Origin of the sequence: Streptomyces smaragdinus (assembly GCF_009604385.1) — a bacterium.
GTDB classification, from domain to species: domain Bacteria; phylum Actinomycetota; class Actinomycetes; order Streptomycetales; family Streptomycetaceae; genus Streptomyces; species Streptomyces smaragdinus.
In genome coordinates this window covers 11,477-34,452 of record NZ_WEGJ01000040.1, presented here as the reverse complement: position 1 = coordinate 34,452, position 22,976 = coordinate 11,477, and the positions used below count along the sequence as shown (strand labels likewise).

22 protein-coding genes are annotated in these 22,976 nt (G+C 73.9%); 14 read left to right on the top strand and 8 right to left on the bottom strand.

Features of this window, described 5'->3' with window-relative positions; genetic code table 11:
* The first annotated feature begins 67 nt into the window (after positions 1-67).
* Both SRB5_RS37630 and SRB5_RS30260 read left to right on the top strand, forming a co-directional pair.
* Positions 68-2,080 carry a LuxR C-terminal-related transcriptional regulator gene (locus tag SRB5_RS37630; RefSeq protein ID WP_153456655.1) on the top strand — a complete coding sequence of 671 codons (2,013 nt, stop codon included), beginning with the start codon at positions 68-70 and terminating at the stop codon, positions 2,078-2,080.
* Between the two features lie 104 nt (positions 2,081-2,184).
* A complete protein-coding gene (locus SRB5_RS30260) occupies positions 2,185-3,429 on the top strand; it encodes a PucR family transcriptional regulator (protein WP_153456654.1) in 1,245 nt (414 codons plus the stop codon).
* On the opposite strand, the gene SRB5_RS30255 is transcribed toward SRB5_RS30260, so the two are convergent.
* The 5 genes from SRB5_RS30255 to SRB5_RS30235 form a co-directional block, all read right to left on the bottom strand.
* A complete protein-coding gene (locus SRB5_RS30255) occupies positions 3,430-4,062 on the bottom strand; it encodes a response regulator (RefSeq protein WP_153456653.1) in 633 nt (210 codons plus the stop codon).
* Position 4,063: 1 nt separating this feature from the next.
* Entirely contained in the window at positions 4,064-5,233 is a 1,170-nt protein-coding gene (locus SRB5_RS30250) for a sensor histidine kinase (RefSeq protein WP_153456652.1), read from the bottom strand.
* A 4-nt stretch (positions 5,234-5,237) separates the two neighbouring features.
* Positions 5,238-7,421: an MMPL family transporter gene (locus tag SRB5_RS30245; protein ID WP_153456651.1), complete on the bottom strand. Its 2,184-nt coding sequence runs from the start codon at positions 7,419-7,421 to the stop codon at positions 5,238-5,240.
* A 194-nt stretch (positions 7,422-7,615) separates the two neighbouring features.
* On the bottom strand, positions 7,616-8,515 hold the full coding sequence (locus SRB5_RS30240; RefSeq protein WP_153456650.1) for a ketopantoate reductase family protein: 900 nt from the start codon (positions 8,513-8,515) through the stop codon (positions 7,616-7,618).
* Between the two features lie 53 nt (positions 8,516-8,568).
* Complete coding sequence (locus tag SRB5_RS30235; protein WP_153456649.1) at positions 8,569-10,383, bottom strand: glycoside hydrolase family 3 protein; 1,815 nt, start codon at positions 10,381-10,383, stop codon at positions 8,569-8,571.
* A 408-nt stretch (positions 10,384-10,791) separates the two neighbouring features.
* On the opposite strand from SRB5_RS30235, the gene SRB5_RS30230 reads away from it, so the two are divergent.
* From SRB5_RS30230 to SRB5_RS30220, 3 genes are all read left to right on the top strand, one after another.
* Entirely contained in the window at positions 10,792-11,559 is a 768-nt protein-coding gene (locus SRB5_RS30230; RefSeq protein ID WP_153456648.1) for a peptidoglycan DD-metalloendopeptidase family protein, read from the top strand.
* Positions 11,560-11,664: 105 nt separating this feature from the next.
* Positions 11,665-12,243, top strand: coding sequence for a helix-turn-helix domain-containing protein (locus SRB5_RS30225; protein WP_153456647.1), 579 nt, complete (start codon positions 11,665-11,667; stop codon positions 12,241-12,243).
* An 11-nt stretch (positions 12,244-12,254) separates the two neighbouring features.
* Positions 12,255-13,499: an MFS transporter gene (locus tag SRB5_RS30220; protein ID WP_323378731.1), complete on the top strand. Its 1,245-nt coding sequence runs from the start codon at positions 12,255-12,257 to the stop codon at positions 13,497-13,499.
* A gap of 3 nt (positions 13,500-13,502) precedes the next feature.
* On the opposite strand, the gene SRB5_RS30215 is transcribed toward SRB5_RS30220, so the two are convergent.
* Both SRB5_RS30215 and SRB5_RS30210 read right to left on the bottom strand, forming a co-directional pair.
* Entirely contained in the window at positions 13,503-14,132 is a 630-nt protein-coding gene (locus SRB5_RS30215) for a TIGR03085 family metal-binding protein (RefSeq protein WP_153456646.1), read from the bottom strand.
* Positions 14,133-14,169: 37 nt separating this feature from the next.
* Positions 14,170-15,000 (bottom strand): hypothetical protein, encoded by an 831-nt coding sequence (locus SRB5_RS30210; RefSeq protein WP_153456645.1) that lies wholly within the window; start codon positions 14,998-15,000, stop codon positions 14,170-14,172.
* Between the two features lie 69 nt (positions 15,001-15,069).
* On the opposite strand from SRB5_RS30210, the gene hisI reads away from it, so the two are divergent.
* Both hisI and SRB5_RS30200 read left to right on the top strand, forming a co-directional pair.
* Positions 15,070-15,441 carry a phosphoribosyl-AMP cyclohydrolase gene (hisI, locus tag SRB5_RS30205; protein ID WP_153456644.1) on the top strand — a complete coding sequence of 124 codons (372 nt, stop codon included), beginning with the start codon at positions 15,070-15,072 and terminating at the stop codon, positions 15,439-15,441.
* Positions 15,442-15,452: 11 nt separating this feature from the next.
* On the top strand, positions 15,453-16,955 hold the full coding sequence (locus SRB5_RS30200; RefSeq protein ID WP_153456643.1) for an anthranilate synthase component I: 1,503 nt from the start codon (positions 15,453-15,455) through the stop codon (positions 16,953-16,955).
* On the opposite strand, the gene SRB5_RS30195 is transcribed toward SRB5_RS30200, so the two are convergent.
* Positions 16,952-17,908 carry a zinc metalloprotease gene (locus SRB5_RS30195; protein ID WP_153456642.1) on the bottom strand — a complete coding sequence of 319 codons (957 nt, stop codon included), beginning with the start codon at positions 17,906-17,908 and terminating at the stop codon, positions 16,952-16,954. The two genes, SRB5_RS30200 and SRB5_RS30195, sit on opposite strands and share 4 nt — an antisense overlap.
* 170 nt (positions 17,909-18,078) lie before the next feature.
* Between SRB5_RS30195 and SRB5_RS30190 the strand changes: the two genes are divergently transcribed.
* The 7 genes from SRB5_RS30190 to trpA all read left to right on the top strand — a co-directional run bounded on the left by SRB5_RS30190 (position 18,079) and on the right by trpA (position 22,841).
* Positions 18,079-18,690, top strand: a complete 612-nt coding sequence (locus tag SRB5_RS30190) for a TIGR02234 family membrane protein (protein WP_323378730.1) — start codon at positions 18,079-18,081, stop codon at positions 18,688-18,690.
* Positions 18,691-18,823: 133 nt separating this feature from the next.
* On the top strand, positions 18,824-19,057 hold the full coding sequence (locus SRB5_RS30185; protein WP_153456640.1) for an HGxxPAAW family protein: 234 nt from the start codon (positions 18,824-18,826) through the stop codon (positions 19,055-19,057).
* Between the two features lie 67 nt (positions 19,058-19,124).
* Positions 19,125-19,547 (top strand): DUF2752 domain-containing protein, encoded by a 423-nt coding sequence (locus SRB5_RS30180; protein ID WP_323378729.1) that lies wholly within the window; start codon positions 19,125-19,127, stop codon positions 19,545-19,547.
* Positions 19,548-19,682: 135 nt separating this feature from the next.
* Positions 19,683-20,492 (top strand): indole-3-glycerol phosphate synthase TrpC, encoded by an 810-nt coding sequence (gene trpC / locus SRB5_RS30175; RefSeq protein ID WP_323378728.1) that lies wholly within the window; start codon positions 19,683-19,685, stop codon positions 20,490-20,492.
* An 8-nt stretch (positions 20,493-20,500) separates the two neighbouring features.
* Complete coding sequence (trpM, locus tag SRB5_RS37790) at positions 20,501-20,653, top strand: tryptophan biosynthesis modulator TrpM (RefSeq protein ID WP_407704002.1); 153 nt, start codon at positions 20,501-20,503, stop codon at positions 20,651-20,653.
* A gap of 137 nt (positions 20,654-20,790) precedes the next feature.
* Positions 20,791-22,026, top strand: coding sequence for a tryptophan synthase subunit beta (gene trpB / locus SRB5_RS30170; protein WP_153456639.1), 1,236 nt, complete (start codon positions 20,791-20,793; stop codon positions 22,024-22,026).
* Positions 22,023-22,841, top strand: coding sequence for a tryptophan synthase subunit alpha (gene trpA / locus SRB5_RS30165; RefSeq protein ID WP_323378727.1), 819 nt, complete (start codon positions 22,023-22,025; stop codon positions 22,839-22,841). Before trpB ends, trpA begins: the two co-directional genes overlap by 4 nt.
* Positions 22,842-22,976 lie beyond the last annotated feature (135 nt).

Genomic DNA, 22,976 nt, shown 5'->3' with positions numbered 1-22,976 from the left:
ACACCGCCCTACCCGGAGGTAGCGGGCGGGGCTTTCCAGGCCCCCGGCGCCGTCCTACGGTGACCGCGTGACGGCAGGGACACAGCTGCGCGGCCGGCTCGCGGATCGCCCCGGTCAGGTGCCGGGGGCCACCCGGCGCGCGCTGCTGCTCGCCGCGGCGGCGGAGCGCTTCGACCCGGACGGCGCGCCCGTCGGGCTGCTGCGGGCGGCCGGCGCCGGGCCCTTCTGCCTGCTGCCGGCGGAGCGCGCGGGCGTGATCCGGGTGGCCGACGGGCGGATCCGGTTCACGGGGGCGGCGGTCCGGGCCGAGGCCTACGAGGGGCGCCCCTTCGCCCACCGTGCGCTGGCGCACGCCGCGCTGGCCGCGGTGCTGGGCGACGACCCGCGCCGGTTCCTGCACCGCGCGGTCGCCGCCCCGGCGCCGGCCCTCGGAGACGCCCTCGCGGCCGCCGCGCCCACCCTGCCGGGCGCGCTGCGGGTGGAGGCGTACGCCCTGGCGGCGGGCCTGGCGACCACGCCGGGGGTGCGACGGGGGCGGCTGCTGACGGCGGCGGAGCACGCGTGGCGGGGCGGGGACCCGGGACGGGCGCGGGGGCTGCTGCGGGAGGCGGAGTCGGCGGCGGAGGGTTGTGGTGGTGGTGACGGTGGGCGGGGGGTGCTGGGGGAGGTTTGTGGCGGCGACTACGGGCGGGGGCTGCTGGGGGAGGGGGAGTCGGCGGCGGAGGCTTGTGGCGGTGGTGACGATGATGGGCGGGGGCTGCTGCGGGAGGCTTGTGGCGGTGACGACGGGCGGGCGCTGCTCCTGCGGGGGGTGGTGGAGACGCGGGCGGGGAGCGCGGAGGACGGGCTGCGGCTGCTGGTGCGGGCGGCGGGTACGGGCGGGGGGTCGCCGACCGCGTGGGTGTACGCGGCGGAGGCGGCCTGGGCGGTGGGGGACGCGGGGGCGTGGCGGACGGCGGTGCGGCGGGCGGGCCTCACCGGCGCCGGGGGTCACGCCGACCCCGCCCGCCTCGCCCACGCCACCGTCCACGCCCAGCTCCGCGGTGACCCCGCCATCGCCCGCGACCTGGCCCGGCGGATGCTCGACGCCGTCCGGGAGGCCGCCGACCGGGCCGGCGAGCCCCGCGCGCTGGAGCTGCTGGCCGGCGCCGAGCTGCGCCTGGGCCACTTCCGTACCGCCGCCCGCCACGCCCGCGAGGGCCTGCGCCTGGCCGAGCGCACCGGCCAGCCCGCCCTCGCCGCCCGCCACCACGCCCTCCTGGCCCTCGCCGCGGCCACCACCGGCGACGCCCCCGCCACCGCCCGGCACGCCCACGCCGCCGGCCCCCACGGCCAGGGCGCCGCCGCCACCCTCGCCACCTGGGCGCTGGCCCGCGCGGAGCTGCTGACGGGACACGCGGACGCCGCCGCGGCCCGCCTCGTACCCCTGGTGCTCCCCGGCCCGTACGAGGGCCACTTCGCCCTGCGTACCCTGGCCCTCCCCTGCTGCGCCGAGGCCGCCGCCCTCTGTGGCGAGACGGACGCCGCCCGCGCCGCCGTCGCCGCGTACGAACGCCACGCCGTCCACGACCCGCGCGCCGCCGCCCGCCTCCTGCGCTGCCGCGCCCTGATCGCCCCCGACCCCGCCGCCGCCCGCCCCCTGTTCGAGCGCGCCCTCGCCCTGCACGACGCCCAGGGACCCGGCGCCGGATTCGAACGGGCCCGTACCCAGCTGCTGTTCGGCCGTACCCTGCACCGCGCCCGCCGCCCCTGTGAGGCCCGCCACCAGCTCCGCGCCGCGCTGCTGGCCTTCGAACGCTGCGGCGCCGGCGGCTGGGCCACCCGCGCCCGCGCCGAACTGCGCGCGACGGGCGGCGCCACGGATCGCGCCGACCCCGGACAGCTGGGCCGGCTCACCCCGCAGCAGGCCCGGATCGCCCGCCAGGTCGCCGAGGGCTCCACCAACCGGGAGATCGCCCGCAGCCTGTCGGTGAGCCCGCGCACCGTCGACCACCATCTGCGCAACGCCTTCGCCCTGCTCGGCGTCCGCTCCCGGGTGGAACTGGCCCGCCTCGTCCACGACGCGGACACGGACGCGTGAGGCACCGGCCCGAAGCGGCGCCCGACGACCCCGTGTCACGGGGTGTTCACCCGTGTCATCCTCGACGGACGCCCGCACCGCCCGTACCGAGCGCGGAGGTCCTGATGCGTACCGAACTGCCCGCCCGCACCGGCCACACCGCCCCCCGCCCCGACGAACGACTCGACGTCCACGCGCTGGCCGTACTGCACCGCTGCGCGCGCACCCTCGTCGCGGAGCTCGCCGAGATGACGGACCGGGTGGTGGAGCGGCTGTGCGAGGAACAGCCCGCCTACCGGGCGGCGCACGACGCGGCGCCCGAGGAGCTGTGGCAGGAGGTCCACCAGTCGCTGCGGCACAACGTGGGCTCCCTCATCCCCACCCGCGCCTGCCGCGAACGCGCCCTGGACGTCACCCGCTCCATCGCGATGGCCAAGGCCCGCGCCGACTTCCCCCTGGACGCGGTGCTGCACGCCTTCCGCCTCGGCGGGGTGCTGGTGTGGGAGCGGCTGCTGCAGTCCGCGGGGCGCCGCGATCCGGAGGACGTACGGCGGCTGATCCATATCGCCGCGAACGTGTGGAACTTCGTCGACCACCACTGCATGGTCATCGCCGACACCTACCGCCAGGTCGAGCGGGAGACGGCCTGGCGTGAGGAGAAACGGTTGCGGGCCGCCGTACGCACGCTGCTGGACGGCAGCACCCCGGTCGCCGAACTGCCCGCCGTCGCCGCGCGGCTGGGGCTGCCGGAGCGCGGGTCGTACGCCGTGATCGCCGTCACCGGACGGCGCCGCGCGCTGGTCCGCCCCGCGGACGACCCCCCGGGGATCCGGCTGCTGTGGCACGCCGCCGAACCGGGCGGTAGCGGCCCCGACTTCGCGGTCGCCCACCTCGCGGGGCAGTCCGTCGACGGGCTCGCGGACGCCCTCACGCCGGCGCCCGCCGGGGTACGGATCGGCATCGGCACCCCCGTGGACACCCTCGCCGCGCTGGGTGAGGGGCGGCGGCTGGCGGAGACGGCGCTGCGGGTGTGCGCGCCGGGGTCCGCCGCCCGGCTGGACGAGCATCTGCCGGCCGCGCTGGTCCTCTCGGCCCCGCAGCTCGGCGCCGCCCTCACCGACCGCCTGCTGGCCCCGCTGGCCCAGCTGACGCCCGCCGACCGGGCGCTGATCCTGGACACCCTGGACGCCTGGCTGGCGGACGGCGGCTCGGCCCAGCGGGCGGCGACGCGGCTCTACTGCCACCGCAACACGGTCCTCAACCGGATCCGCAAGTACGAACACCTCAGCGGCCGTGACCTCAACCGCCCCGAGGACCTGGTGGAGCTCTCCCTGGCCCTGACGGCGCGCCGGCTGGTGGGCCGGGGCTGATCACCGTACGAGCAGGCCCCGTTCCATCGCCACGACCACCGCCCGGGTGCGGTCGGAGACGTCCAGCTTGGCGAACACCCGCAGCAGATGCGTCTTCACCGTCGCCTCACCGATGAACAGCCGCTCGCCGATCTCCGCGTTCGACAGCCCGTCCGCCACCCCGTTCAGGACGTCCACCTCGCGCGGCGTGAGCGGCACCTGCGCCGGGCGGCGCAGCTTCGCGACCAGCTTCTGCGCGACCCGCGGCGCCAGCACGGTCTCGCCGCGGGCGGCGGAGCGGATGGCGTCGGCGAGCTGCTCGCGGGTGGCGTCCTTCAGGAGGTAGCCGATCGCGCCCGCCTCCACGGCGCGTTCGATGTCGGTGTCCGTGTCGTACGTGGTGAGGATCAGCACCTGGGTCGGGGCGGGGCCGGCGACGATCCGCCCGGTGGCCGCGACGCCGTCCAGGACGGGCATCCGCAGGTCCATCAGCGCCACGTCGGGCCGCAGCTCCTCCGCCAGCGCCACCGCGGCGCGCCCGTCGGCCGCCTCGCCGACGATCTCGATGCCGTCCTCCGCCGCGAGCAGGGCGACGACGCCGGCGCGCATGACGGTGTGGTCGTCGATCACGATGACGCGGAGGCTGTCCGCCATGTCACACCTGACCCTTCAGAGGGAGAACCGCGAGTATCCGTGTCCCGTCCCCCGGCGAGCTGGTGACCGTGAGGTCCCCGCCCAGCTCCGCGAGGCGGCGGCGCATGCCGTCCAGGCCGAATCCGGGGGCGTCCGCGACGGTGAAGCCGCGGCCGTCGTCGGTGATCTCCAGCTCCACGCCGTACGGCTGCTCGGCCAGCACCACCCCGACCGTGGACGCCGCCGCGTGCTTGCGGACGTTGGCCAGGGACTCCTGCGCGCACCGCAGCAGCGCGATCCGCGCCGGCTGGTCGCAGTCCACGTCCGGGAGGTCGGCGTCCACCACCAGCCCCGTGTCCTCCGCGAACCGCTCCACCGTCCGCCGGATCGCCTGCGCCACCGACGCCGGCGCGAGCCGCGGGCCCGAGCCGACGAGCACCCGCGCCTCCGCCAGATTCTCCCGGGCGGTGTGCTCGATGGACCGCAACTGCCGCTCGCTGCGCCCCGGATCCTCCGCCAGCCCCGCCCGCGCCGCCTCGGCCAGCACCACGATCGAGGCGAAGCCCTGGGCCAGGGTGTCGTGGATCTCCCGGGCGATGCGGTCCCGTTCGGCCGCGGCGCCCTCGCGGCGCAGCGCCTCGGACAGCTCCAGCTGGGTGCTGGCCAGCTCCTCGCGCAGCTTCGCCCGCTCGTCGCGCAGCTCCAGCGCCCGCGGGGTGAGCAGCGCGAGCAGGGCGCCCACCGCGTAGACGGCGAGCGACGAGACGGTGTTACGGGTGATCGTGCCGGAGTCCGGCCCCTCGCGCAGCACCGCGCCCACGGTGATCGCGACGGCGCCCAGCGCGCTGGACACCAGCGCCGCGCGCAGGCTGTTCACGTACACCACGAACTGCGCCAGCAGCACGCTGTACAGCACGCCGTAGCCGTCCCGCAGATACGCCAGCAGCCCCAGCACGACGACCAGCAGCCCCAGATACGCGTGCCCGACCCGCGCCCCGCCGCGGCGCCGGGCGACCGCGTAGGCGACGGCGAGGACGGCCAGCAGCGCGAGCGACCCGTACTTGCGCTGCGCGGGGACGTCGCCCAGGACGGTGACGACGGCGAGGATGCCGACGATCGCCCAGGAGAGCCTGTCCCACGAGTGCAGCAGCCAGATCCAGTACGGGTCGCCGCGCCGAGGCCGTTGGAGCATCCGGTCAGCGTACGGGCTGCGGTACACGGCCGGCCGGGGCGTCGGACGTCCGGTCCGCCGGGCGGTCCGTGCGCCCGGGCCACCAGGCGCGTTCACCGAGGAGCAGCAGCAGCGCCGGGAGCAGCAGTACGCGGATCACGAACGCGTCCAGCAGCACCGCGACGGCCAGGCTGAAGCCGACCTGCTTCATCTCCATGATGTGCAGCGGGACGAAGCTGGCGAACACCGTGACCATCACGAACGCCGCGCTGGTGACCACGCCCGCCGAGCGGCCGATCCCGTCCACCACCGCCTGCCGGGTGGGCACGCCGGCCCGGACCGCCTCCTGGATCCGGCTGATCACGAAGATCTGGTAGTCCATCGACAGCCCGAAGAGGATCACGAAGAGGAACAGCGGCACCCGGGAGCCGATGGTGCCGGTCGAGGTGAAGTCCAGCAGCCCCTCGGCCCATTCGTGCTGGAAGACGGCGACCAGGACGCCCAGGGAGGCCCCCGCCGACAGCAGGTTCAGCACCACGCCCACCCCGGCCAGCACCACCGAGCGGAACGCCCAGGCCGTCATGCCGAACGTGACCAGCAGGAGGGTGCCGATGATCAGCGGGAGCTTCTGCTTCTGGTGCTCCGGATAGTCGGCGTAACGGGCCACGTCACCGGTGACGGCCGACTCCACGCCGGTCAGCTTCCCCACCGTCGCGGGGACGTAGTCGTCGCGCAGCCGGTCCAGGGAGTCCGTGGCCTGCGCATCGCTGCCGTAGTACGGGACGCGCAGCTCCAGCAGGCTGATCCGGCCGTCGGGCGAGGTGCGCAGGGCGGGCGTGCCGGTGATCGCCGGGTCGCCGGCGGCCCGCGCGGCGAGCGCCCGCAGCGCGTCCGCGACCTCCGCCCCGCGCTCCGGGGTGGCCCGTACGACGACCTGGTGCATCGACTTGAGCTCCGGGAACGCGGCGTTGAGTCGGTCGTACGTCCGCATCTCGGGGATGGCGCGGGGGTGGGTCTCGCGGCCCATGTCGGTGAGCTTGATGCCCAGCAGCGGGGCGGCCAGGGCCAGCAGCGCGGCGGTCGCCAGGGCGAGGGTGACGACGGGGCGGCGGCGGGTGCGGTCCAGCAGGGCGCGGGTGAGGCGGCCGGGGCCGGCGGGGCGGGTCCGGGCCTTGCCGCGGGCCTCACGCCGCCGCTCACGGCGCTCCGCGCGGGCGCCGAGCTTCGCGAGGAGGGCGGGGAGGACGGTGAGCGAGCTGACCACGGCGACCAGGGTGACCAGGACCGCGGCGGTGGCGATGGACGAGAAGATCACGTCGTCCGCCAGATAGAGCGTGGCGCTGGAGGCGGCGACCGCGACACCGGAGACCACGACCGCGCGCCCCGAGGTCGCGGCGGCCAGCTCCACCCGGGCCCGGGCGCCCTGCCGGCCGTGGGCGCGTTCCTCCCGTTCGCGTTTCAGGTAGAAGAGCGTGTAGTCGACGCCCACCGCCAGCCCCACCAGCAGGATGATGTTGGCGCCGACCCCGGCGTCCGGGAAGGCGTGCGAGGCGACCATCGACAGGCCGATGCTCGCGGCGATCGAGGACAGCGCCAGCAGCAGCGGGACCAGGGCCATCGAGGCGGAACGGAAGACGATCAGCAGGGTGAGCAGGGTGACCGGCAGGGCGATCATCTCGGTCCGCGACAGATCCTTGCCGCGCAGCTCCTCGACGCCCTTGCTGACCGAGGGCCCGCCGGTCTCCTCCACCCGCAGCCCGGGGAACCGCTCCTGCGTCTTCTCCGTCTGCGCCCGCAGCGGCTCGACGTGCTTCTTCCCGTCGAGCTCCGCGCCCTTGAGGGTGACGGTGACCCGCACGGCGTCCTTCACGGCCACGGGCTTCGCGACGGCCCGTACCTCGGGCAGCGTCCGCATCCGCGCCGCGACGTCCGCGGCGGCCGCCATGGCCTTCGTACGGTCCAGCGCGCCGCCGCCCTCCGGCGCCGTGATCAGCACATGCTCCAGGGGCCGCTGCTCCAGCCCGCCGTCCAGGGCCATGGCCTCCGCGCGGCCCGCCTCGCCGACGCCGAAGTCCTTCCCGGTGGCGGGATTCCCGCCGATCGCCGCTCCCGCGCCGAGGCAGAGGACGACGAAGACAAACCATCCGGCGATCGCCCGCCAGGGGTGGTACGCGCTCCAGCGCGCCATACGTACGGTGGTGTTCTTCATGCCGTCAATGCTGGTCGGAGGGGCATATCCGCCGACAGCACCGGCCAGTTGAACCCGGGGTCCACCGATCGGTGGACCCCGGGGCCCGGAACGCATCCCCGGGAGACAGCCGTGGGCGGAGGACTGCCGTCGGCTGGGGGTACGGGGGTTATCCCCCGTAAAAATGCAGCACCGATCGGTGGACCCCGGGGGTGCTAGCTTCCCTCGATCTCCGCGACCAGCCGCGCCGTCACCGGGACGGCCACGCCGCCGCGGGCCGCCGCGCGCAGGACCGCGCCGCCGATCGCGTCCAGCTCCAGGGGGAGGCCCGCCTCCGCGTCGCGGAGCATGGAGGACTTGGTCTCCGGGGCGAACGCGTCGTACATCGCGCGCGCCCGTTCCGTGTCCACCGTGACACCGTCCGCCGCGGCCACCGCCGCCGTCTCGGCCAGCGCGTCCAGCAGGTCGTCGCGGTGGGCGAAGCGGACGACGCCGACCGGGGCGTCGTGGCGCGTGGTGGTCAGGGCCATCGGGGCGAGGAACGCCATCTTCGACCAGAGGATCTCCGCCTCACCGGCCTCCGACGTCGCCCCGAGGCCCGCCGAGCGCAGCACCGCCGCCAGCGCCTCGACACGCTCCGCCGGGGCGGTGTCGGAGGCCAGCTCCAGGTTCGCGAACGGGCTGCCCTGCACGACGACGCCCGGCGCCGTACGCGTCGACTCCACGCGGATCGTCCCGGCCACCACCTGCTCCGGGGCGTACCGCTCGCGCAGCAGCGCCATGTGGTCGATGCCGTTGAGCAGCGGCAGCACGAGCGCGTCGCCCAGCGCGGACGCGGGCAGCCGGTCCAGGGCCCCCGGCATCGCGGTGGCCTTGACGGCGATGATCACCGCGTCGACCGGCGTACGCAGCTCGGTGTCGGCGGACACGCCGGCGGTGAAGTCACCGAACTGCTTGCTGCTGACGGTGATCCCGCCGCCGCGCAGCGCCTCCGCGGTCTCCTCCCCGGCGAGGCAGACGACACGGTGCCCGGCCCGGGAGAGCAGGGCGGCCAGCAGACCGCCCACTCCGCCGGGGCCGAGCACCGCGATGTTCCAGGGTCTCTCATTGCTCATGCGGCGCAGTCAATCACGCGCCGCCGAGCCTCCCGCAGGATCAATGACGCACGTCACAGCCCCATTCCGTGACCGATCGGATAAAGCACCGCCGTCGGATCGCCCGCCGCCGTGATCGCCACCGGCAGCCGCCCGCCCGGGCTCAGCTCCCCGGTGATCACCTGGACGCCGTGCCGCAGATTCGTCAGTCCGTAGCCGTACGTCGCCACATACGCCGGCACCGCGGGGAACCGCGCGATGTCGTACGGCAGCCGCACGCCCAGCCCCACGACCGGCTTCCCCGTCGCCAGCAGCGCGTTGACCAGCGCCACCTGGGCGACGCCCTTCTCCGTACCCCCGGCCGCGAGGATGTTCGACGACACGACCACCACGTCGGCGTCCCCCGCCGCCGCGACGGCCGCCGCGATCTTCGCCTGCGTCGGCACCGCACCGGTCTCCAGCGAGGAGGCGGTGTGCCCGGCGGCCGTGAACCCGGCCGCGAGGTTCGCCACCGTGGCCACCCCCCAGCCGGTGACCAGCACCCGCCGCCCGGCGGCCAGCGGCAGCAGCCCGCCGTCGTTCTTCACCAGCGTGGTGGACCGCCCGGTGATCGCGTCCGCGTCGGCCAGGAACTCCGCGTTCCCGACCACCTTCACCGCCCGGTTCTCGCTGACCCCCGGATCCTGGTACAGCCCCCGGCGGATCTTGTGCGACAGGATCCGTACGACCGACTCCTCGACCCGCGCCGCACTGATCTCCCCCGACCGCACCGCGGCCAGCAGCGCCCCGTACGCCAGCGGCAGATTCGGCGACAGCACCAGCATGTCCGCCCCCGCCCCGAACGCCGTCACCGCCGCGACGTCCGGCGGATACTCGGCGCTGGCGCCCTGCATGTCCAGGGCGTCCGTGACGATCAGCCCCTCGAAGCCGAGCTCCTCGCGCAGCAGCCCGGTGAGGATCGGACGCGACATCGTCGCCGGCACCAGGGTCGGATCCAGGGACGGCACCACGATGTGCGCCGTCATGATCGTCTCGATCCCCGCGTCGATCGCCGCCCGGAACGGCGGCAGGTCGATCGCGTCCAGCTGCGCCCGGCTGTGCGTGATCCGGGGCAGCCCGAAGTGGCTGTCGGTGTCGGTGTCCCCGTGCCCGGGGAAGTGCTTGGCGGTGGCCGCGACCCCGCCCCGGTGCAAGCCCTCCACCGACGCCCGCACCAGCGCCGCGACGGCCCCGGGCTCGGCGCCGAACGACCGGATGCCGATGACCGGGTTGGCGGCGTTGACGTTGACGTCCGCGACCGGGCCGTAGTTCGCCGTGATGCCGCAGGCCCGCAGCTCGGAGCCGATGATCTGGTGGCTGCGGTACGCGTCGGCCGGCGACCAGGTCGCGCCCAGCGCCATATGGCCCGGCTGCTCGGTCGCCGGGGGAGTGGGCAGCCGGAAGACGAGACCGCCCTCCTGGTCGGTGGAGATGATCAGCGGGGTGGCGCCGGGCAGCCCCGCCGCGACCTCCTGCAGCCCGTTGGACAGCCGGGCGATCTGCCGGGGGTCACCCATGTTGTCGTCGCTGCGGGCGACGAAGTAGATGACGCCGCCGGGCTGGTACTTCCGTACCACCTCGGCCGGGGTGTCCACGCCGTAGCGGGCGCGGTTGACGGCCTTGGCCGCGTCGGTGATCTCGTACGCGTCCCGGCCGGCCACCTCCAGGACGAACAGCTGGCCGACCTGCTGCTCCAGGGTCATCCGGCGGGCCAGCGCCCGGGCCCGGGAGGTCACCGGTTCGGCGGCGGCGGGCAGTTGGGTGGCACCGAGTGCGACGGCGGCACCGGCCATGGAGGCCAGTGCCTGTCTGCGGGTGGGGGTCCGGGGGGCGGAGGACGAAGGTGTCATCTGACTGGCTCCTCAGCGCGTACGTGAATCCGCCGCCCGGCCGGGCGGCGGAGCCGTTCCTGTGTGTGCGGACAGGGCGGGATGCGGCCGTGCCGGGTCTGCTCCCCCGTATCAGCCGCCAAGGAGACTTCGCGCGCGGATTCTTCTGCCTTTCCAGGAGGATGTCAATACATTGTGGGCAAATAGGATGTTGTCTGAGCGCGGCAGGGAATTCACCGGCAACTCGCCGGGAGCGTCCGTGAATTCAAGGGTCAGCTCGGCGGATGAGCTTGAATTCCTGTCCGCGGTCCCCCTAGCGTGCGGTGCGTTCGAAAGGCGAACACCGCTTCCGCCGGACCACCGAGTCCTGCCCCGGCGCTCGCGGGACCACCGGACCGTGCAACCGTCCGGAGAGGAGAACACCTCTCGATGCCGTCCCCCACGACACCGAACGACACCCCGAACCGCCACCGCGGCCGGCGCGCCCCCAGCGCCACCCGCCGTATCGCCACCCGTGCCTCCGCCGCCGGCGCCACCCTCGCCCTCCCGGTGATCGGCGCCGCCGCGACCTCCGCGTTCGCCGCGGAGTCCCCCTCGTACACCGTCCAGGCCGGTGACTCGCTCTCGTCCATAGCCATGGACCAGGACGTGGACGGCGGCTGGGAGGCGCTCTACGCGGCGAACAAGTCCGTCGTCGGCGACAACCCCGACATCATCAGCCCCGGCGAGACCCTCACGCTCGACACCTCCGACGCGGGCACCTCCACCCAGGAGGCCGCCCCCGCCGCCCCGACGGCCGTCATGCCGGTCAGCGGCGGCACCGCCACCGCCGGCTTCGAGGACTCCGGTGCCAACTGGTCCACCGGCAGCCACACGGGCCAGGACTGGTCCGTACCGGTGGGCACGACGGTGAAGGCCGCCGTCGACGGCACGGTCGTCGTCGCCGACTGGGACGAGTCCTTCGGCTACGAGGTGATGATCGAACACGCCGACGGCAAGATCTCGATGTACGCGCACCTGTCGCAGATCGACGTCTCGGCCGGCCAGAGCGTCGACGCCGGCGACCGCATAGCCCTCTCCGGCGCCACCGGCAACGTCACCGGCCCCCACCTGCACTTCGAGGTCCGCACCTCGACGGCGTGGGGTACGGCGATCGACCCGGTCGCCTGGCTGGAGAGCTACGGCCTGAACGTCTAGGGCCCATACGGACGAGGCCCGGACCGCGCCCGGTCCGGGCCTCTTCGCCGTCCTGATGCGAAAGATATATTGCGCAGTTTTTCTTTTGTATCTACGGTGGACGGCATGGCGTCCAAGAAGATCACCGATGTCGCGGCGCTCAAGGCGTTCGCGCACCCCCTGCGCATCCGGCTGGACCGGGCCCTGGCCACGGCAGGCCGCGCCACCGCGACCCAGCTCGCCGATCTGGTCGACGAGCCGGTCTCCCTGGTCAGTTACCACCTGCGCAAGCTGGCCGAGTACGGCTACATCGAGGAGGCGCCGCAGCAGAGCGGCGACGGCCGCGAGCGGTGGTGGCAGCCGGCGGCCGACGTCGTGAACATGCACTGGAAGGACTTCGCGGACGATCCCGAGGGCGTGGCCGCGTACGTCGGCACCAGCCACCAGATCGTGTCCGCCCGGATGACCAACCTCATGGCGTACGTCGACAACCAGGCCGCCTGGCCCACGGTCTGGGCGACCGCGGCCTTCGGAGGCGGCTTTCTCCTCAAGCTCACCGCCGCCGAGCTGCAGGAGATGGCCGAGGAGGCGGCGGCGTTCCAGGACCGCTGGCTCGCCCGCAGCCGCGCCGCCGAGGAGGCCGGCGACACCGAGGGCCGCGAGCACGTCGAGCTGCAGATGTACGGCTATCCGTTCCGGCCCTGAGGGGGATCCGCGTGACGACGTACGAGACCGGGGCTCCGGTACGGGAGATACCCGCCTACCGCGACCCCAACGTCCTGCGCTGGCTGGCCTCCTACGCCATCTCCCTGATCGGCGACTTCGTCTGTCTGGTGGCCCTCGGGTTCGCCGCGAAGGAGGTCGCGGGGCCCACGCAGGTGGGCATGGTGATGGCCGCCGGGGCGGTGCCGCGGGCGCTCCTGATGCTGGGCGGCGGGGTGGTGGCGGACAGGTTCGGGCCGCGCCGGGTGGTCGTGGGCAGCGACGCGGTGCGCTGTGTCGTGGTGCTGTCCGTCGCCGCCGCGCTGGCGCTGGGGTCGCCGGGGCTGTGGGTGCTGGTGGCGGGGGCGGTGGTGTTCGGGGTGGTGGACGCGCTGTTCATGCCGGCCGTCGGGGCGCTGCCGCCGCGGCTGGCGGGGACAGAGCAGTTCGGGCGGATCCAGGGGCTGCGGCTGCTGGCCATCCGGGTGAGCAACATCGTGGGGCCGCCGGTGGGCGGGTTCGCCATGGTGCACGGCGGGGCTGCCGCCGCGCTGGGCGTGGCGGGGCTGCTGTTCGCCGTGTCCGTGCCGCTGCTGACGACGCTGCGGCTGCACCGGCCGCCGCCGGAGCGGGACGCGCCTTCCACGGGGGCCTGGGGTGATCTGGTGGACGGGCTGCGGTACATCCGGCGGCACAAGGTGATCGGGCCGCTGATGGTGTCGGGCGCGATGAGTGAGCTGGGGCTGACGGGGCTGATCGGCGTGGGGCTGATCGTGCTCAGCGACGAGCGGGGCTGGGGCGCCGGTGGTTACGGGCTGCTGGTCGGCGCCACGGGGCTGGGGCAGGCCCTGACGGCCGGCCTCCTCGCCGTGCGGGGGCGGGTGCCGCGGGCGGGGCTGACGCAGAACGTGATGCTGGTCGTCAGCTCCGCGGCCGTCGCGGCGGTCGTCTTCGCCCCCGGGCTCGGGGGAGCGGTCGCGGTGTCCTTCGTCTCCGGGCTGTGCTCGGGGCTGTGCGGCGGCCTGGCCATCGCCCTCATCCAGACCTCCGCGGCGCCCGCCTATCTGGGCCGGGTCACCTCGGCGATGAGCCTCACCGGCGTCGGACTGGCGCCGCTCAGCCTGCCGCTGTTCGGCGCCGCGCTCGCGCAGTGGGGCGTACGGCCGGTGTTTGTCGCCGGCTGCGCCTTCAGCGCGCTGGGCGTCGTCGGGGGACTGTCGTCGCGGGCGGTCCGCCGGGCGGAGCTGCCCGGGGCGTGAGCCTCAGACCCCCATCGACGCCCCGAACGCCTTCGCCACCGCGTCCTTGTCGCCCTCCGCCTCGACGTCCGCGACCTGCTGCCGCCCGTACGCGAACATCAGCAGCTCCGCCGGCTCACCGGTGACCGTGACCACCGGCGTACCGCGGTGCGCCACCGTCGTCTGGCCGTCGGGGCGGCGCAGGACGATCCCCACCGGCGCCTTGCGGCCCATCAGCCGGGCCATCCGCTCCAGCCGCTTCCACAGCGTGTCCGCCAGCACCGGGTCCACCGTCCGCGGCGGGTAGTCGGGCTGCGCGCGGCGGACGTCCTCGCCGTGGACGTAGAACTCCACGGTGTTCGACACCTCGTCGATCTGCTTCAGCGCGAACGGCGACCACCGCGGCGGCCCCTGGCGCACCAGGTCCAGCAGCTCCCCGTACGGCTTCGCGGCGAACTCCTGCCGCACCCGCTCCAGCCGCGGTGCGAGCGCCTGCAGCAGGATCCCCGCCGCCTCGCCGCGCCGCTCCCGGACGACCACATGGGCGGCCAGGTCGCGGGTCGTCCATCCCCCGCACAGGGTGGGGGCGTCGGGCCCGGCCGTCTCCAGCAGATCGGCGAGCAGAAGGCGTTCGCGTTTCGCGTGAGTGGTCATGACGCCAGCCTACGTCCGGCGCCCGCCGGCCACCGGGTCACGAACCGCTCAGCGGCGCATCGAGCTTCTTGCCGTCCTTGCTGTTGCTCAGGGTCAGGGCGCAGGAGACGACGTCCTGGTTCTGGTACTGGTACGAGGCCAGCCGCGGGTAGAGGGCGTAGAAGTAGTAGAACCGTCCGTCCCCGATGGTCTGGAGCCGCTCGTTCGCGTCCTTCTTGCACAGCTCCAGGACCTTGTCCTGCAGCAGCTTCTCCGTCTTGAACTCACCGGTCAGGGTGTGGTTCGTGATGACCTGCCCGTCGTGAGGCTCGGTGCACTTGCGCCGCTCGACGATCTTCACGCTGGAGTCCAGCAGCGGATGGTCGAAGCAGGTCCCGGGCTCGAGGACGACGTACGGGATGAACGGGTCGGTCGGATCGCCGGTGGGCAGCGCCGTCTCGGACTCCGACTCGCTCGGCGTCGGCGACGCGCTGTCCGTGGGGTCCGTCGAGGGATCCCCCGTCGCGGTGTCCGTCGGGGTGGGCGAGTGCTTGCCGTCCGCGTCGTCGCCCTTGTCGTCGGTGTGGGTGAGCAGCACGACGCTGACCACGATCGCCGCCACCAGCAGCGCGCCGATGATCACCGCGGCCGCTATCTTCGGCCCGTTGCCGCCCTCGGGCTGCTGCGGGGGATACGGGCCGCCGGGACCGGGGTAACCGCCGCCGCCCCCGGGGTAGCCGGGACCGCCGGGAGCCCCGGGGTAGCCGTATCCGCCGGGCGCCTGCACCGTGGGCTGCTCCGGCGGGCCGAAGCTCCCGGGCGGGCCGAAGCCGCCCGCGGGGGGCTGCGAGGGTTGGTCGTTCGGACCGGGCGGCGGAGGATAAGACATGGCCGAAGCATGCCCTACCCGGAGCAGGTGCGATTCAGGGAGTCCCCCTTTCGTTGGCAGAATGTGCCCATGCACACCTCGCCGCAGCCCCCCGCGTCCGGCCTCGACCCCGCCGTCGCCGCCCGCCTCAAACGCAACGCCGACGGGCTGGTCGCCGCCGTGGCGCAGCAGTACGACACCGGGGAGGTGCTGATGATGGCCTGGATGGACGACGAGGCCCTGCACCGCACGCTCACCACCGGCCGGGCCACGTACTGGAGCCGCTCCCGCGGCGAGTACTGGGTGAAGGGCGACACCTCCGGCCACGTCCAGCACGTGAAGTCCGTGGCCCTGGACTGCGACGGCGACACGATCCTGGTGAAGGTCGACCAGGTCGGCGCCGCCTGCCACCGCGGCACCCGCACCTGCTTCGACGAAGGGGACCTGCCGCTGGGGCGCTAAGGTCTGGGGCCATGACGACTCCCGACCTCGACACCTTCCGCACGCTGGCGAAGGACCGCCGGGTCATTCCGGTCGTCCGCCGGCTGCTCGCCGACGGGGACACGCCCGTCGGGCTGTACCGCAAGCTGGCCGCCGAGCGCCCGGGGACGTTCCTGCTGGAGTCGGCGGAGAACGGCCGCTCCTGGTCGCGCTATTCCTTCGTCGGCGTCCGCAGCTCCGCCACCCTCACGGTCCGCGACGGCGAGGCGCACTGGCTCGGCACCCCGCCCGTCGGCGTCCCCGCCTCGGGCGACCCGCTGCAGGCCCTGCGCGCCACGATCCAGGCCCTGCACACCCCGCGCGACCTGCACGACCAGGACCTCGGACTGCCCCCGTTCACCGGCGGGATGACGGGCTACCTCGGATACGACATCGTCCGCCGCCTCGAGCGCGTCGGCGACTCGGCCACCGACGACCTGGGCCTGCCCGAGCTGACGATGATGCTCACCTCGGACCTCGCGGTGCTCGACCACTGGGACGGCAGCGTCCTGTTGATCGCCAACGCCATCAACCACAACGACCTCGACACCGGCGTCGACGACGCCCACGCCGACGCCGTCGCCCGCCTCGACGCCATGGAGGCGGACCTCGCCCGCCCGGTCGCCGCCGGCGCCGCGCCGCTCCCGCCGTCCGTGGTGCCGGAGTTCACGGCGCAGTGGGGCGGATCCGAGTACCAGAAGGCCGTCGAGGACGTGAAGGAGCGCATCCGCGCCGGGGAGGCCTTCCAGGTCGTCCCGTCGCAGCGCTTCGAGACCCCGTGCCGGGCGAGCGCCCTGGACGTCTACCGGGTGCTGCGGGCGACCAACCCGTCCCCGTACATGTACCTGTTCCGCTTCGACGGCTTCGACGTCGTCGGCTCCAGCCCGGAGGCCCTGGTCAAGGTCGAGGACGGGCGCGCGATGCTGCACCCCATCGCCGGCACCCGGCCGCGCGGCGCGACGCCGCGGCAGGACGCGGCGCTCGCGGAGGAACTGCTGGGAGACGCCAAGGAGCGCGCCGAGCATCTGATGCTCGTCGACCTCGGGCGCAACGACCTGGGCCGGGTCTGCGAGCCGGGCAGCGTCGAGGTCGTCGACTTCATGTCCGTCGAGCGCTACAGCCACGTCATGCACATCGTCTCGACGGTCACCGGCACGGTGCGCGCCGACCGCACCGCCTTCGACGTGCTCACCGCGTGCTTCCCGGCCGGCACCCTGTCCGGCGCGCCCAAGCCCCGGGCGATGCAGATCATCGAGGAGCTCGAGCCCACCCGCCGCGGGCTGTACGGCGGTTGCGTGGGCTATCTGGACTTCGCCGGGGACGCCGACACGGCGATCGCCATCCGCACCGCGCTGCTGCGCGACGGGACGGCGTACGTCCAGGCCGGGGCCGGAGTCGTCGCCGACTCCGACCCCGCCGCGGAGGACACGGAGTGCCGCAACAAGGCGGCGGCGGTGCTCAGGGCCGTGGACACGGCCAACCGCCTGGGGTCCTAGGCGCGGTAGGCCGTCCAGGCGGCCTGCATCCGCGCCACCTGGCCCGGGGTGAACTGGTACATGCAGGAGTCGTACGTGTAGTCCATGAAGTTGTGGATCGGGTCCACGCCCGCCTGACGGGCGCAGCTGTCCTGACCGGTCGGGCAGGCGTACGCCGGAGCCTTCTCCGCCGCGGTGTCGTCGACGTAGTCGCCCTTGCCGTTGCAGCCGCCCTGGAAGGTGTGGTAGAGCCCCGCCCAGTGGCCGACCTCGTGGGTGGCGGTGTCACCGAGGTTGTAGTTGGTGGCCGAGCCGCCCGGCAGCGACTCGTCGAGGATGACCACGCCGTCCATCGCCGGGTTGGAGGCGTACGAGCTGGGGAACGTCGCCCAGCCGAGCAGCCCGCCGCCGAGGTTCGCCGTGTAGACGTTCAGCGCGTTGGCGCCGCCCTGGCGCAGCGCCGTCTTCATGGCGCGCTCGGCGGTGGAGCCGTCCGTCAGGTTGTACCAGGTGGCGTTGTCGGTCCAGTCGGTGCCGGCCAGCGTGAACTGCAGGCCGGTGTCCGTGTTCCCGGTGCCCCCGCCCGCGTAGGCGGCGTTCAGCACGTCCATCTGCGCGGCTATGTCCGCCGAGGTCAGATTGCCGGCCGACCCGTTGTGGATCACGTGGAAGTACACCGGTACGGTCGCGGCCACCATGGCGGTGCTCTCGCCCGTGCGCCGCTTGTCCGCGAGGCGGGCCCTGAGGTCCTTGTCCATCGCGGCGGCCTTGGCCTCGGTCACCTCGTTCGGCTCGTGCGCGCCGTTCGACTTGTGCGTGTCCGCCTTGCGGGCCAAGGAGTCGGTCGGCGCGCAGTCCGAGGCGGTCGGGGCGCTTGCGGCCAGTCCGCTCGGGGTAGTGAGCGGGGCGAGGGAGAGGGTGCAGGCCAGGGCGGTGGCGCCCAGCAGCTTGCGGGGGAGGGAGAGGGTGCGCATCGGTCTCCTCGGTGAGGGAAGTCGGCGGGGGTTTCCCGCAGTCGGCGGGATATTACGCGTACATGTCATGCTCGAACAGAGGGTGATCGTAAATTCGGTGAAACGTTTCCCTCAGCGCTCCGACGGGGGGTGTCCACGGCCCCCGGGACGGCTGAGGCACACTGAAGGACGTGACCACCCCGCCCCCCACCCCCCGTAAGCCCCTCGCCCTCGCACTGCTCGGCGGTGCGGCGGGCGCCGCCGTCGTGCTCGCGTCCGCCGGGCGCGTCTGGATCGAGGGCGAGGCCCCCGCCGTGACCGGCGAGGGCGCGCTGCACGTCGTCGCCAGCGGGCGGGACGTCACCGAGCTGCCCGCCGCCCTCGCCGTCGTCGGCCTCGCCGCCCTCGTCGCGGTGTTCGCCGTCCGCCGTACCGGACGCCGCATCGTCGCCGCGCTGCTCACGCTCTCCGGCGCCGGGGTGACCGCCGTCTCCCTCGCCGTCCGCGGCGACGGCGGGGCGCTGACCGAGAAGGCCTCCCGGACCTCCGGACTGACCGGGGCGAATGTGGAGAACCTCACACAGACCGCCTGGCCCTGGGTCGCCGCCGCCGGCGGCCTCCTGCTCCTGCTCGCCGGCGCCCTCGCCCTGCGCCACGGGGCGAACTGGCCCGCGATGTCCGGCCGTTACGAGCGCTCCGGCGCCCCCGCGCCCCGCCGCGCCACCCCGTCCTCGGGCCCCGCACGCCCCGAGGAGCTGTGGCAGGCACTCGACCGCGGCGAGGATCCGACGGCCGCGAGCTGACCCCCGGGGGCCGGGGCGTTACTCCGATCGGGGACAATGAGAGGGGAGCCGTACAGCCGCCCCGACCGGGGCCGTGTACCGGCCCCGACCGACACACACGTCAACCCTTCTCGTACCTCGGCAAGGAGCACTCATGGCGGACAGCAACGGCCACGGCACCGACCACGGCCACACGCCGGCGGCGTGGACCGGCGTGATCATCGCGTTCGTGGGCTTCCTCGCCGGCGGCTACTTCCTGGTCGCCGGCTCGCCGGTCGGCTTCTGGGCCAGCATCGGCGTCATCGGCCTCGCCGCCGTCGTCGGCGGCGTGATGAGCGCCGCGGGCATGGGCAAGCCGGACGCCACCCCGGTCCGCACCGCGGAGTGACCCTCCGGGGGACCTCGCCGGCGGCGACCGCGTAGCGGTACGAGGCGTGCGGCGGGAGAATCGGGGGGTGCCCGACACCCCCCGCCCCGCTCCCGCCCTCGTCCGCCGGCTGGCGGGACCCGGGACGGCCCTGGCGCTGGCCGCCGGGGCCGCGGCCTATGTCGCGGCCGTCGACCCGAACGAGCCCGGCCACTACCCCGGCTGCCCCGTCCTGGCCCTCACCGGCCGGTACTGCCCCGGCTGCGGCGGTCTGCGCAGCGTGCACGCCCTCACCCACGGCGACCTCGCCGGAGCCGCCGGCGCCAACGCGCTGGCCCTCGCCGCCGTCGCCGCCACCCTCTTCGTCCTCACCGCCTGGGCCCTGGCCGCCGCCCGCGACCGCGAGCTCACGCTCCCGGTGCGCACGGCGCACGGCTGGGCGGCAGGCGCCCTCATGGTCGCGTTCACCGTCGTACGCAACCTCCCCTTCGGCCATGTCCTCGCCCCCTGAACCCCCTGGCCGGCCGCCCCCGGGGCACCCGTCCGTGTCCACCACCCGGGACGCCGTCAACCGGATGCGGGCCCTTCGCCCGTGGCCGGATACCATCACAGATGCCCCACACCCCCCTCAAGGAGGTCCGCTCCCGTGAGTGTGCTCGACGAGATCATCGACGGCGTCCGGGAGGACCTCGCCGAGCGGCAGGCGCGGGTCAGCCTCGAGGAGCTCAAGGAACGTGCCGCCCGCGCACCGTCCGCCCGTGACGGCGTCGCCGCCCTGAAGGGCGACTCGGTACGGGTGATCTGCGAGGTCAAGCGCTCCAGCCCGTCCAAGGGCGCGCTGGCCGCCATCGCCGACCCCGCGGCGCTCGCCGCCGACTACGAGGCCGGGGGCGCGGCCGTCATCTCCGTGCTCACCGAGCAGCGCCGCTTCGGCGGCTCCCTCGCCGACCTCGAGGCAGTCCGCGCCAAGGTCGACATCCCCGTCCTGCGCAAGGACTTCATCGTCACCGCCTACCAGCTCTGGGAGGCCCGCGCGTACGGCGCCGACCTGGCGCTGCTCATCGTCGCCGCGCTGGAGCAGGAGGCCCTCGTCTCCCTCATCGAGCGGGCCGAGTCCATCGGGCTCACCCCGCTCGTCGAGGCGCACGACGAGGAGGAGGCCGAACGGGCCGTCGCCGCAGGTGCGAAGATCGTCGGCGTGAACGCCCGTAACCTCAAGACGCTCGAGGTCGACCGCTCGACCTTCGGCCGCGTCGCCCCCGAGATTCCCGCCGGGATCGTCACGGTCGCCGAGTCCGGCGTCCGCGGGCCGCACGACCTCATCGCGTACGCCAACGACGGCGCGGACGCCGTCCTCGTCGGCGAGTCCCTGGTCACCGGCAAGGACCCGCGCACCGCGGTCGCCGACCTGGTGGCGGCGGGCGCGCACCCGGCGCTGCGGCACGGGCGGAGCTGACTTTTCGTATGAGAATCTGTGCGCGACTCGCCCGGGGCTGCCGGCCCCGTGGCTGTCGCGCGCCCGCGCGCCGGATCCGCGGCCGGCGCGTCCGCTACCACATCGGGGCCGAGCCCGGACAGATCAACGGGCGCCGATGGCGCGGGGGACGGCGGGGCTGACGCCCCGCAGACCTGTCCCCTACGCCACCGTCGCCCCGTTTCTGTGACGGTGCTCCGATCACTCCGGCCGACCACTGCTTGTCGGCCGGGGGTCCGGGGGTTGCCCCCGGAATAATGCAGCGCAGAAGGAGCCTCGGATGTCCGAGTTCTTCATTCCCGACCCACAGGGTGTCGTCCCCAGCCCCAGCGGCTACTTCGGCACCTTCGGCGGCAAGTTCATCCCGGAGGCCCTCGTCGCCGCCGTGGACGAGGTCGCCGTCGAGTACGACAAGGCCAAGCACGACCCCTCCTTCGCCGCCGAGCTGGAGGACCTCCTCGTCAACTACACCGGCCGGCCCTCCGCGCTCACCGAGGTGCCCCGGTTCGCCGAGCACGCCGGCGGCGCGCGGGTCTTCCTCAAGCGGGAGGACCTCAACCACACCGGCTCGCACAAGATCAACAATGTGCTGGGGCAGGCGCTGCTCACCCGCCGGATGGGCAAGACCCGCGTCATCGCCGAGACCGGCGCCGGCCAGCACGGCGTGGCCACCGCCACCGCCTGCGCCCTCTTCGGCCTCGACTGCACCATCTACATGGGCGAGGTCGACACGCAGCGCCAGGCGCTCAACGTCGCCCGGATGCGGATGCTCGGCGCCGAGGTCGTCTCCGTCGCCTCCGGCAGCCGCACCCTGAAGGACGCCATCAACGAGGCGTTCCGCGACTGGGTCGCCAACGTCGACCGCACCCACTACCTCTTCGGTACGGTCGCCGGCCCCCACCCCTTCCCCGCCATGGTCCGCGACTTCCACCGGGTCATCGGGGTCGAGGCCCGGCGCCAGCTCCTCGAACGCGCCGGCCGGCTCCCCGACGCCGCCGTCGCCTGCGTCGGCGGCGGCTCCAACGCCATCGGCCTCTTCCACGCCTTCCTCGACGACTCCGCCGTCCGCCTCGTCGGCTGCGAGCCCGCCGGCCACGGCATCGAGACCGGCGAACACGCGGCCACCCTCAGCCAGGGCGACCCCGGGATCCTGCACGGCTCCCGGTCGTACGTCCTGCAGGACGAGGACGGCCAGATCACCGAGCCGTACTCCATCTCCGCCGGCCTCGACTACCCGGGCGTCGGGCCGGAGCACGCGTATCTGAAGGACACCGGGCGGGCCGAGTACCGCGCGGTCACCGACGACGCCGCGATGCAGGCGCTGCGGCTGCTGTCGCGCAGCGAGGGCATCATTCCGGCCATCGAGAGCGCCCACGCGCTCGCCGGTGCGCTGGAGCTCGGGCGGGAGCTCGGGCCGGAGGGGCTGCTCGTGGTCAATCTCTCCGGGCGCGGTGACAAGGACATGGACACGGCTGCCCGGTACTTCGGGCTGTACGACGAGGGGGCGGCTCAGTGACTCGCGGGAACATTTCTTCGCTGGACTCGGTCCTCGCCTCGGCCTCGGCCGAGGGGCGGGCGGCGCTGGTCGGGTATCTGCCGGCCGGGTTCCCCGATGTGGACGGGGGGATCGAGGCGCTCGTCGCCATGCTGGAGGGGGGGTGCGATGTGGTCGAGGTCGGGCTGCCGCACTCCGATCCGGTGCTCGACGGGCCTGTGATTCAGACCGCGGACGATATCGCGCTGCGGGGTGGGCTGAAGATCGTTGATGTGCTTCGGACCGTGGCCGAGGTTTATCGGCGGACGTCCGCGCCTGTGCTGGTGATGACGTACTGGAATCCTGTGGACCGGTACGGGGTCGAGCGGTTTGCCGAAGATCTCGCGGCCGCCGGGGGGGCCGGGTGCATTTTGCCGGATCTGCCGGTGGAGGAGTCCGCTGTGTGGCGGGCCGCCGCGGAGAAGTTCGGGCTGGCCACGGTGTTTGTCGTCGCGCCGTCCAGCCGGGATTCGCGGCTGGCGAAGATCACTGCTGCTGGGTCGGGGTTCGTGTACGCGGCTTCCCTGATGGGGGTTACCGGTACGCGGGCCTCCGTGGGGGAGCAGGCGGCCGATCTTGTGCGGCGGACTCGGGCCGTTACGGCGTTGCCGGTGTGTGTGGGGCTGGGGGTTTCCAACGCTGCCCAGGCTTCGGAGGTGGCGTCGTTTGCCGATGGCGTGATCGTGGGCTCCGCCTTTGTCGCGCGGTTGCTTGACGCCGGTTCCGATCGTTCGGCGGGGCTGGCGGCGGTTCGGGCGCTTGCCGGTGAGCTTGCTGCGGGGGTCCGCAGGGGGTGACGTTTCTGGGGCTCCGCCCCAGACCCCGTCGGCGCTTCGCGCCTTGCCCTCAAACGCCGGGCGGGCTGATCGGCGTCGTGTGTCCGGGGACGGGCCGCAGCAGTGGCTCCGCTGGACGTGGAGATCTTGGTCTCG